General features: G+C 69.3%; 7 protein-coding genes and 1 pseudogene. All 8 read right to left on the bottom strand.

Annotated elements, in window-relative coordinates; all coding sequences use genetic code 11:
• Positions 1-161: 161 nt before the first annotated feature.
• Entirely contained in the window at positions 162-701 is a 540-nt protein-coding gene (locus tag QCN29_RS30375) for a hypothetical protein (protein WP_279932197.1), read from the bottom strand.
• Positions 702-723: 22 nt separating this feature from the next.
• A pseudogene (locus QCN29_RS30370) lies at positions 724-1,082 on the bottom strand (hypothetical protein).
• A 170-nt stretch (positions 1,083-1,252) separates the two neighbouring features.
• Positions 1,253-1,834, bottom strand: a complete 582-nt coding sequence (locus tag QCN29_RS30365) for a hypothetical protein (RefSeq protein ID WP_279932196.1) — start codon at positions 1,832-1,834, stop codon at positions 1,253-1,255.
• A gap of 476 nt (positions 1,835-2,310) precedes the next feature.
• A complete protein-coding gene (locus QCN29_RS30360) occupies positions 2,311-2,586 on the bottom strand; it encodes a hypothetical protein (RefSeq protein ID WP_279932195.1) in 276 nt (91 codons plus the stop codon).
• A 128-nt stretch (positions 2,587-2,714) separates the two neighbouring features.
• Complete coding sequence (locus QCN29_RS30355) at positions 2,715-5,702, bottom strand: RHS repeat-associated core domain-containing protein (RefSeq protein ID WP_279932193.1); 2,988 nt, start codon at positions 5,700-5,702, stop codon at positions 2,715-2,717.
• Positions 5,703-5,987: 285 nt separating this feature from the next.
• Positions 5,988-6,341, bottom strand: coding sequence for a hypothetical protein (locus QCN29_RS30350; protein ID WP_279932191.1), 354 nt, complete (start codon positions 6,339-6,341; stop codon positions 5,988-5,990).
• Between the two features lie 116 nt (positions 6,342-6,457).
• The gene (locus QCN29_RS30345) at positions 6,458-6,637 is read right to left on the bottom strand and encodes a hypothetical protein (protein ID WP_279932190.1); all 180 of its coding nucleotides are present in this window, start codon (positions 6,635-6,637) and stop codon (positions 6,458-6,460) included.
• A 415-nt stretch (positions 6,638-7,052) separates the two neighbouring features.
• The gene (locus tag QCN29_RS30340) at positions 7,053-9,656 is read right to left on the bottom strand and encodes a hypothetical protein (protein ID WP_279932189.1); all 2,604 of its coding nucleotides are present in this window, start codon (positions 9,654-9,656) and stop codon (positions 7,053-7,055) included.
• Between the last annotated feature and the right edge of the window lie 642 nt (positions 9,657-10,298).

Here is a 10,298-nt window from a genome sequence, read left to right as displayed (position 1 = left end):
CCGCCCGCGGGGAGGTCTTCACTTTCATCGAGACCTTCTACAACCGCCGTCGCCTGCGCAAGCACAAGACTTTCGGCTATCTCACCCCGGCCGAGACCAGGCAGCGGCATCAGCACGCCCTCGCGGCATAACGATCACGTGTCCGAGATCACGGGGAAACTTCATGCGTGCAGGCGTTCCGGGAAGAGTCCGAGCGAGCGGGTGCGGGCCAGCGCCGCTTCGCAAGGGCGGCTGCTGCCGATGTAGAGGTACTGGTCCCAGCCGACGTGCACAGTGAATGCCCCCTCCGCCTCCAGACGGCACCAGGTGCCATTGTCGCGGAGCATGGCCCGGACGAGTTCCAGGCCGGCGGCCATCGGTACCAGGGCACCGTCGTGGAACCCGGTGAGGCCAGCTGGGAAAAGGTCGGCCAGGCCGTAGCCGTCGACCGGCGGCTCCAGGCCGAAGTGGGCAAACCCGCCGATCTGCGGCTCGCGGATGGCCAACTGGTCGACATCAGTCTCTTCGGCGAAGGCAGCGATGGCCTGCAGGTATGCGGTTTCGACCGGTCCGTGGTCACTGGTCGCAGGCTCGACGCCGGCGTAGTGGCCGTGCTGGTCGCGGTCGGCAGGGTCGTACTTGGTGACCTGATAGACGTATGGCAGCACGTCACTGCCCGCCGGAGGTTGAAGGCGCTGCGGCTGGGGCCTGGCGGCGTTCAAGGACGCGGTACATCGTGCCGGGTCAGCCGTCTAGGCGGTGAAGGATCTGCGTGAACTCGTCGGACTCGATCAGACCGGTGAGTACCTGGGCCATGTTGCTGATGCCGGGATCGCGGACGATCAGGCCGTCCGGGCACCAGAAGTAGCGGCCTCCCAGGGCTTCCCCGCTTTCGGCCCATCTAGCCATGATGGCCTCAACTTGTCCGGGGGTGATGATGGTCGCGCTCCAGCGGGATCCTTCCTTCAGTTCCACGAAGACGTCGGTATTGTCCACAGATTCCAGATCCTCGCCGGAGTTCGGCAGGAAAGCGGCTTCGAAGTGCTCAGTGCGAACCGGTACCAGGGCCCGTCCCAGCGGCCCGGTTGTGTGCTGTGGCTCATCGGGCGAGTGTGCCGGGCTGAACCGTCCGGCTCAACTGAGTTCTCCGGGCACCCTTCAGGGGTGTTCACAAGTGCGCCTGGCCAGCGAGGAGCCATAGCCCCTGGAGATCGTTTCCCGGCTGGCCGTAGATCGCTTCCCGGCAGGTGGGCACCTTGCCCGAAATGACCGATCACACGTAGCTAATAGGACATTGCCGCTGGAGCGAGTGCTCGGCAGCACGAAGGTACAGCGCCGTGTAGTACGCGGCGTCCAGGTCCTCGGCCCAGGGGCCGGGGTGGCTGGCGGCGGCCTCGGCCGTGGCCGGACTGTCGAACCAGTTGCCGAGGTCGAGGTTGTCGCAACGGTGAGGAACGTGCGGTGGCAGAGCGAGCTGGACGGCGAGACGCTTCGCCGCCTTGAGCGTGCGATGGGCGCTGAGGACGGTCGTGTTCTCGCTGTAGGGAGCCGGCACGGGAAGGGTCAGGGAGTCCTTGAAGTCGACGGGTACCAGCAGGTCCCATCCGAGCAGTGCGTCGTAGGAGTCCTGCCCGTCTGGCTGAGCGCGGCAAAGATCCTCGAAGGTCTGTATCGGCCGGTACATCTTCTCTTCGAATGACATTCCGGACTGTGGGACGAACTCCACGGCGGCCGGTGGGGTGCAGGACGCGAGGCCGCGCTTGGAGAGTTCGGCGTCGAGGGCCTGGGCAGTGGGCCGGAGAATGTCCTCGTCCGACCAGTCGTCCGCGTCGACGCTGCATACGTAGATTCCCATGCGGTGAATCTACGTTCCGGCTCGGACAGTGCGGCAGCTCGGCCAGTGGGAAGCCGCAGGCCCCTGCCGGTAGCCGTTGGCGATCATTGGAACCCATCACCCGCTTGCGGACTGTTACGGTCGATGGGCCTGCAGATGGAACTGGTCGATCGGCGAGGGTGACGCCGACGGGGGCGTAGTACAGGCGTGGTGCTGTTCGTTCGACTCCATGGAGCACCCCGGACGCGGCCGCTCCGCTGGTCGTCGAGGCCTTTCGTGAATGGCGTGGCTGGCTGGAGGGCCTTGCGGAGCGGTTCGCCGCCCTGGCTCCGCAAGGGAACACCCCGGTGCCTTCGACGGACCACTGTCACTGGGAGCGAGCTTGCCCCCGCTGGTCACGGTGGTGGCCGACCGTACCCAGGCCGAGAGCGGCTGGTACGGGCACTGCGAGCAGGTCCTCCGCTGGGGCTTCCACATCGCTGAACGCCGTTTGAGTTTCAGTCGGTGCGGAGGCTGGCGCGGGTGCCGCGTCGGGCGCGGATCTCGCGCAGTGACAGCACGATGGCGGCAAGGTTGAGGGGGAAAGCGGCAACGTCAGCTATCTGCGGAATGTCGAAGGCTCGCAACAGGCTCGCGGCGGCTGCGAACAGGAAGAAGGACAGGGGGAGGTATCTGCGCCACGTGGGGAGGTCCCGCATCCGGGCGACGGTGACCGAGCACCAGAGGGCGAGGCAGAAGACCGTGATGCCCAGGGCGGCGATTGCGATCAGCATAGGGAGGTGTGTCTCTGTAGGGGGCCGCTCATCGAACCTGGCGGCCCGTGCCGTGAGTGAGGGGAGGGGGTGTCCCCGCGGTAGTACCGCGGGGACACCACACTATGGGCTTCCGGTATGGGCGGAGGTCAGCCGCGTGTGTAGACGATGCGGTAGCTCGACACGTACCGCCTGTATGTCGAGGCCCAGCTCCAGCCTCCTGTCCGGGTCCACTTGATGCCGGTGAACGCGATCCGGTAGGTGGTGCGGTCACGGTAGGAGTTCTGGTAGTGCGTCTCATAGGTGGCCAGGATCTTCTGCTTGCCGTATCCGTACCAGGCTACGACCTTGCACTTGAAGATGTACTGCTTGCGGTAGCGGTACTGCCGCTTCCACGAGGTGATCGGCATGGGGCCGTAGTCGCCGCTGACCACGTCCCAGAACCAGTGGTAGTTGTAGTTCCGCCAGCCGCTGTACGACCACCGTGTGGTGCGCAGGACCTTGCTGAAACTCCGGCCCGTCCAGGCGTGCTTGGGGATGCGACAGGTGGCGCACCCGGTGACATCTTCGTTATTGACGGGGTCGGCGCAGGCGTAGTCGTACGCGTTGCAGCTGCCTCCCGGCACGGGGTCGGCGGAGAGGAAGCGGCCAGTCGCCGGGTTGTACAGGCGGACGCCCATGAGCGTGAGGCCCGAGACGGTTTCTCCGGAGCGGTGCATTCCGCCATGCCAGCCGTAGCGGACCGCGGTCTGGGTGCCAGTGCGGTTGCCGTACTCGTCAGTGCTCAGGACGGTGGGTGCCTGGCCCGCGGTGAGGGGCAGTTGCATCACCACGTCGCTGTGCAGGTTCACCAGGTGAAGCACGGTGTTCCCGGTCTTGGCGGTGGTGGCGACGAGTTGTCCGTCGAACCCGTTGATGTTGCGGGTCAGGGCTCCGGTGGCGGTGTCCTCCACGATCCAGCGGGGGACGTCCAGGTCGGAGCCGTAGTGGTTGAGCCTGGACTGGGTCTGCGTCCAGGTGCCTGAGGAGTTGGACTCCACAGTCCAGCCGCGGAAACGCAGCTGGGGGTCGAGGGTCCAGGTCTGACGCTGACTGCCGGCGGTCTGCCGACGGACCAGGTCGTTGGTGTAGTACGTCAGCGTGGTGCCGGGGGCCGCGGTGGTGCGGCCGAAGGCATCGTAGGCGTAGCCGGAGTCGACCAGCCGGTCCGCGCTGTCGTAGGTGTGGCTCACCGTCGTCGCACCGCTCGTGGTGCACTCCAGACCGGGTGCCGCGGCCGAGGTGGCCAGGGTCTTGCGGTTGGAGTTCTTGTCGAAGGTGTAGCTGCGGGTGACGCAGACAGCGTCGATGGTGTCGTCCTGCGCCTTCACCAGTCGGCCGACCTTGTCGTACCGGTAGGTCTGGTTGGAGGTCTGTCCCAGCGAGCCGGTGTACAGCGACCGCTGCCCGTGGGCGGTGGGCACGAGGGTCTCGGAGAAGAGGACCTCGCCGTCGCTGTCCCGGGTGTAGGTGCGCTGCGTGGCTATGCCGGCGGGGTTGGTGCTCTGGCGCAGGGTGTAGCCGCCGGGCAGCTTCTGCGTCTGCATCTGCCCGTCGGCGTCGTAGGTGACGGAGAAGGTGCCGGCCACCGAGTCCGTGATCGAGGTGGGCAGGTCACGCGGGTCGACCGCGGTGTCGTAGGCGTACGACGTGGTCGACGGCACGTTGTCGCTGACCTGGACCGGGCGGCCCTGCGCGTCGTATTGGCTGGTGGTCACGCCGCCGTCGGCGTCCGTGTAGGAGATGAGACGGCCGAGCTTGTCGTAGACCTTCTGGATCGTGCCGCCGTCGGTGGAGGTGATGGTGGCGACCTTGCCGCTGGTGGAGTTGTACGTCGTGGTGAGGGCGGGGACGGCCGTGCCGATGCCGCCGGTGATCGTCACGGTCTTCGCGCGGCCGGCGGTGTCGTACTCGGTCGTCTTGATGCGGGTGCTGCCGTTCGCGGTCTCCGTGAGCTTGGCGGTCTGGCCCCAGCGGTCGTACTCAGCCGTGGTGGTCACCAGCTCCGACGGGTTCGATCCACCGCTGGTGATCGCTGCGGCCGGGCGGGTGCGGCACACCTCGTCGGCCCACTCGGGTCGGCCGCCGCAGACGCCAGTGCCGTCGCCCGTGTAGTAGTCGGTGATCATCGTGCCGGCGTCGGTGCCGCTGGATGCGGGCAGGCTCCGGCTGATCTGGCGTCCAGCGCTGTCGTAGGTGGCCTTCTCGGTGAGTGCCAGGCCGCCGGGGTCCTGGATCGTGCTGGTGGGCTTGCCGACTTCCCAGTCGTAGATGGTCTGAGTGACCCTGGCATCGGCTGTGAGTGTCGGCCAGTTGCGGGGCTGTCCGCCCTCGGTGCGCTGGGTGACCTTGTCGGAGACGGAGGCCGTACCGTCGGTGGGGCGGCCGTTGTCGTACTCGTTCACCGTGCGGTGGCGGACGACGGCCTGGTCGCCGGCGGCGGCCACCGTGGTGGTGCCGTCCTTCAGGTCGCCCTCCAGTACGACGCGGTGCAGGGGACCGAGGGTCTCCAGCTCGCGCGAGCCGTCGGCGTTGTAGACGCTGCGGTTGGACAGCAGTTCGGCGCGCTCGGGCGCGGGCAGGGCGGCGATGCCGAGGTCGGCCAGTTGGTCCTTGTCGGCGTCGGACGCACCCAGCGCCAGGACGCGGTTGGCTGCGGACAGCTCTCGCACCGCGTTGCCGGACGCGTCGTACTCCGTGGTGGTGATGTTCTCGGCCGGGTCCAGGGTGTTGACCTCGCGCCCGGAAGCGTTCAGGTAGTGCACCATGGCACGCCCGTAGGCGTCGGACGCCAGGCTGCCGCCGTCGTGCGACACCGGGGTGGAGCCCACCGGGAAGACGGCGGTGGCGTCCGTGGGCGCGTCCAGCTGGCCCCACGCCTGCACATCGCTCGCGCCCATGGCGCGGGGCGCGTTCGTGCCGGTGAGCGGGACACCGTAGACGACAGAGGTCTCGGCGGTGTTCCCGTCGAGTTCGTCGGCGGATCCGGCCTTCAGTGTCGGGCGTGACACCTTCAGCAACATGCCGTCACCGGACACCGGATCGGTGCCGACCTTGCCGTAGGCGAAGGCCCACGGCAGCTGACCTGGCGGCGTCATCTGGGTGACGCGGCCTGCGGTGTCGTAAGCGTACTCCGTCTTCAGGGACGGGGTGATCTGCGTCGGGGTTCCACTGATCGTGCACGATCACCTCTCTGGGGCTCTCCCGGGAGGCGCGCAGGTCGCCCCTCCCCCTGGATTCAACGTTCCCGGATCGGTCGATGTTGCGGCTCCCGAGCGGAAGACCGAACCCGAGCGCGGCCGGGGCGGATCGTCCGCTCGGCGGTGGGGGCCGGTTCCGAAGCGGTGACCTGGCTCACCCCCTCAGCCCCGTGGTGGCACGGGTCACGAGGACGCGCGGGCGACCGCGGCCAGACGCTCCATCTCGTCCACGCCGTCGTTGCAGCACTGTCCGCACACCAGCCGCCGCTCCTTTCGCAGGACGCGGACCTCCTCGCCTTCGCGCATGGCCTTGCTGTAGGAGGAGGCGAGCGGGAAGCGGAAGGCGGTGACGATCGTATGCGGGACCTGGAGCAGGACCAGGTCGCGGCCGATGTCGGCGGCGGTGGCCTTCCACTCGCCGCAGTTGACCTCCCGCCACATGGCGAGCCCGTCGCCGTTCAGCTTGCTGGACGCGTTGATGGTGCTGACGATCCGCCGCTGCGCGGCCCGTACCTCCGGGGCGACGGCTCCGGTCATCTCCGTCTCCTTCATCCCTACCGGCGTCCACGGGTGGGCGCCGTCTGCACGGATCAACGATCCAGGACCACGCACGGCCCGGTCCGACTTTCCGCCGGATCGCCCCGCGCCGGCGCCTACTCGTCGTCGGCGGCAGCATTCTTGTCCCGCAGGGGCCGCAGCCCGCCAGGCAGGTCGGGGAGCTGGAAGGAGTACCGGCCGAGCACGTTGACGTGGTGCCGGACGAACGGAGAGAGGCGCGCGGCGTCCTCGTCCCGGACGTCTTCGGGTGCTCTATAGGCAGGGGGTTTGTTCACGTAACCCCGGCTGCCTGCGCCCGTTGGGTGAGGCATGCCAGCATCAGCGTCGAACACGTCCTGCGCCAGTACAGTCCCGAGCGGAACGCCCCAGCAGCTCCCCTTCCTCCTGAGTCCAAAGCAGGGAGAAGCAGCCCGCGCCCTGCTCGACTATGTTGCGACGCTGGCCCTGCCCGGTCCCGATGCGCAGCTCCTGGCGGCGCTGGTGGCCATCCGGGCAGCGCGCGGCGGCGTCGGCAACATCACCGGCCAGGATCTCGCCTCACTTCGGCTGGGCGACGACCGCGAAGCCGTGAACGCCCTGCGGGGCCTGGGATGGCAGCTGGCGGACACGGTCTTCAGCACCGACACCACCGCGCCTCCGACGCGGCGACCAGGGCTTGGCGCGCGAGGTCGACCCCGCTCAGCTCGGGGCTCACGCGATCACCGCCTCGGCCGCCTCGTCGTCCAGCGGGCGCGCGGCGAGCTCGGGCAGCCGGTCCGTCCACGGCGCGGCCGCGGCCTGCTCGGGGCGCGCCGCCAGCTGTTCGCGCAGCTGCTTCAGCCGCACCGCGAGCAGGTGCTCGGCGGTGCGCTCCCGGGCGGCCTCGGCCTTCTCTGTGGCGGCGGCGACGGCGTCCGCGCCGTTCGGGTTGTGCCGGAACCAGTGCCGGCCCTGCTCGGTCTTGTACGCCCGCCGGGCCTCGGCTTCGGCCTTCTCGGTCCGGCCCAGCATCGCCAGGGCGTTGCGCCGGTACTCGGCGAGTGTCTGCTGGGCGGTGTGGAGGGCGCCGTAGGCGAGCACGGATGCGGCGGTCTCCGGTTCGGCCTCCTGGTCGGCCGGGTCGATGGCGCGCAGGTACTCGGCGTGGGTGGCCGCGATGTCACGTTCCATCGTCGACCGCACCTCGGCGGTGACAGCGGAGACGTCGCCCGGGTCGGTCAGGTCGGCCGCCCCGGCGGCCACGACCAGCCCGGCCTCCACGATCGCCGCCTCGGCCCGGCGCCGGTAGCCGCACGCCTCGCACAGCCCGGCCAACCGCTGGAGCCCGCAGTCCTCGCACGGCAGAGCCTGACGGACCGCCTCGGCGGCGGCCGCGGCCGCACGTTCGCGCTCGGCCTGTTCCCGGGCCACCGCACGGGCCGCCTCCTGGCGGGCCTGCTCCCGCCGCCAGACGAAGTCTTCCGCATCGAGGGCGGCCTGTTGGCGTAGCCGGTCCTCAAGGACCCGGCGGCGCTCGTCGTCACTCAGGCGGGGGAGCCCCCGGTCGAGCTCAGCAGCGGTCTTAGCGCGGCGGGCGCGGCGGATGTGGATCACGTTGCCGCACACCTGGCAGTCAGCGCCGGTGTCCAGCCGGATCCCGTCGTCGCAGCGCGGGTCCGTGCACGCCTGGCGCTGCACCATGCCCTTGCGGATCAGCCACCCGTACGGCTTATCGACCAGGGCCTCGCCGCCGGTCTCCTTCAGCCGGTCGGTGAGCCGGCCGGCCAGCAGCCGCGGCCCGCCGCCCTGGTGCTCCAGCAGACCCTCCAGCCGCTTGATCTCCGCCTCCGCGGCCGCCTGGACCTGGTCCTGCTGCCAGCCGGAAAGCCGCGCCCACAGCCCCGCGACCGGCCCCAGCGCCACCTGCAAAGCAGGAGGAGCCGGAAGGCCCGCCCTCCGCTGCTGCTGCGCCTTGTCCCAGCCCACTGCCTTTGGCCGGCCACCGGCACCAGCCCTGGCAGCACGCTGCCCACCCCGCTCATCGACCGGAGGCTTCTTCGGCTGTTCCCCGCGAAGCGGGCCGCCCTCCGCCACCGGCGACGCCGAACCGGCAGCGGCGTCCTCGCCGTTGGCGGCCTGGCCCTCGCCCGCGTACGCGCGCTCCGGCCGACGGTCGTCAGCTCCACGGCCTTCGCCGGAAAAGCCACAAGAGAGCTGCGGAGGAATGACGGGAGTAACCAGGTGAGGGTGGTCAGTGTGAAGGGTTGCCGCAACGTCGGGCTCTGCAACATCCGCCTCATCCGTCACCAGCACGCCGCTGACCTGCGATTCCGTCTCCGGCTCCGGCGCCTGAACAGGCCCTGCCGCATCGTCGGGGTCTGAAAACTCGGGCTCCAGGGCCTCCGTACGGTCCTCCTGGACGTCGTCGGTGACCGTGCGGCCGTGCGCGGCGGCGACCGCTGGCACCATCAGCCGCGACCGGTTCGGCATGCCCGAGCCCGTCTTCAGACGCACCCGCAGCACCAGCTCCCGGCTCTCAAGGCGCTCCAGCACCCGCTCCCCCGCCGACGCCGAGCAGCCCAGCAGCCGGGCCACCGTCGCCGCGGCCCGGCCGCGCTTGGTGTCCACCGCCCCGCCGCACTGCCGGACCCGCCCGGTCTCCCGCGCCTCCAGCACCAGCAACAGCAGCGCCAGCCGATCCGTCGCCGCGCCGCGGCCCGTACGCGACCCGAGCAACCCGGCCGGAGTCACCCGGCCATCCCGGTGCACCCAGCCCGGCGCCATCACGGCCTCCAACAGCCGCAGCAGCGTCGCGAACTCCTTGCGTGACAGCCCCAGCGGATGCCCGACGGCCCTTCGGGCCTCCCACAGCGGCAGCACCCGGCACTCCAGCCCGTCGTCCTGGCCGTACTCTCCCTCCGCCGTGTCGACTGTGACCACACCCGAACGCCGCAGACCCGGGATCACCTCGGATGCGACGTTGGACTTCGACAGCCCCAGCCACCGGCCCAGCTCACCCGTACGGATCTTCACCACCCCCGACACGGACGGCGTCCGCGATGCCAGCACCACCACGGCGAGCCGCACCGCGTCCGACGCACCGTCCAGGCCAGCCATGTTCAGCAACGCGCCCACCGCACCACCCAGCCGGGCACGGGCATCCCGACCCAGCGACAGCGGGTTGACCCCAGCCCGCTCCGAGACCGTCCCAGCAGCCGTCGGAACGGACCGCAGCCGACGGCGCGGACCCTCGTCGACAGCTGTGTCCACGAACTCCGACACCGGGCGGTGCTGCGACGGGATCACCACAGCGGCCTCGGCCGCCACGGCACTCACCAGCCCACCTGCAGCGGCGCCGTCCGATTCCTCGGAGCCCGGAAACCAGCAGCACCGAAGCTTGTGCAAATGAGGCAAAGGTGACAGTGGGGTTGGGCAGAGCGGGAGAACTCACATACACAAACAGGGATGAAATGGGCGTGCGTGGACTGGCGAAAGGCAAAATCGTGCTGCACAATGACAGCGCTCCTCTTCTCAACCTGAGGGCATAACGAAGCCCCTCGTGGCGCTTCGGGTTCCTAGGCAGAACCAAGATCGAACTGTTCGATGCGGCTGCAACCGGTCGAACAACTCCTCCGGGAGGGCCCTGCAAGGCCGGACCGGAGATCAGATGGGCGCTACGCCGAGGTGACTGCAATCACCTGGCGAGCCCCGGGCGGCTAGAAGCCCTGCAGTGCAGGTGCCGCCCCCAGGCCTAGGCCATCTCGACCCCCTCCAGGGGAGGGGTGTGCCCGTGCCCGGACCGGCACAGAAGCAGAGAAAAGGCACCCGGCCTCCGGAGCGACATGTAGTTCATCGCTACTACGGAGGTGGGTGCCTTGTGTGTCTGTCGGAGGGTACGGGTATCCTGCATCATGTCGAGACCATCCTTAGCTGGTCTGCGGCCGTCGCCCCCCGGAGCTGGAACTCGCGGGGGGCAAG

Source organism: Streptomyces chengmaiensis (assembly GCF_029846775.1).
GTDB lineage: Bacteria > Actinomycetota > Actinomycetes > Streptomycetales > Streptomycetaceae > Streptomyces > Streptomyces chengmaiensis.
Note: the sequence above shows the minus strand (reverse complement) of the source record. Positions and strands in the feature narration are given on the sequence as shown.

What these genes read in the sequence shown, in the direction of transcription:
- QCN29_RS30365 (WP_279932196.1), bottom strand. Translation starts at nt 1,834, where the DNA reads ATGGGAATCTACGTATGCAGCGTCGACGCGGACGACTGGTCGGACGAG.
- QCN29_RS30360 (WP_279932195.1), bottom strand. Translation starts at nt 2,586, where the DNA reads ATGCTGATCGCAATCGCCGCCCTGGGCATCACGGTCTTCTGCCTCGCC.
- QCN29_RS30355 (WP_279932193.1), bottom strand. Translation starts at nt 5,702, where the DNA reads ATGACGCCGCCAGGTCAGCTGCCGTGGGCCTTCGCCTACGGCAAGGTC.
- QCN29_RS30350 (WP_279932191.1), bottom strand. Translation starts at nt 6,341, where the DNA reads ATGACCGGAGCCGTCGCCCCGGAGGTACGGGCCGCGCAGCGGCGGATC.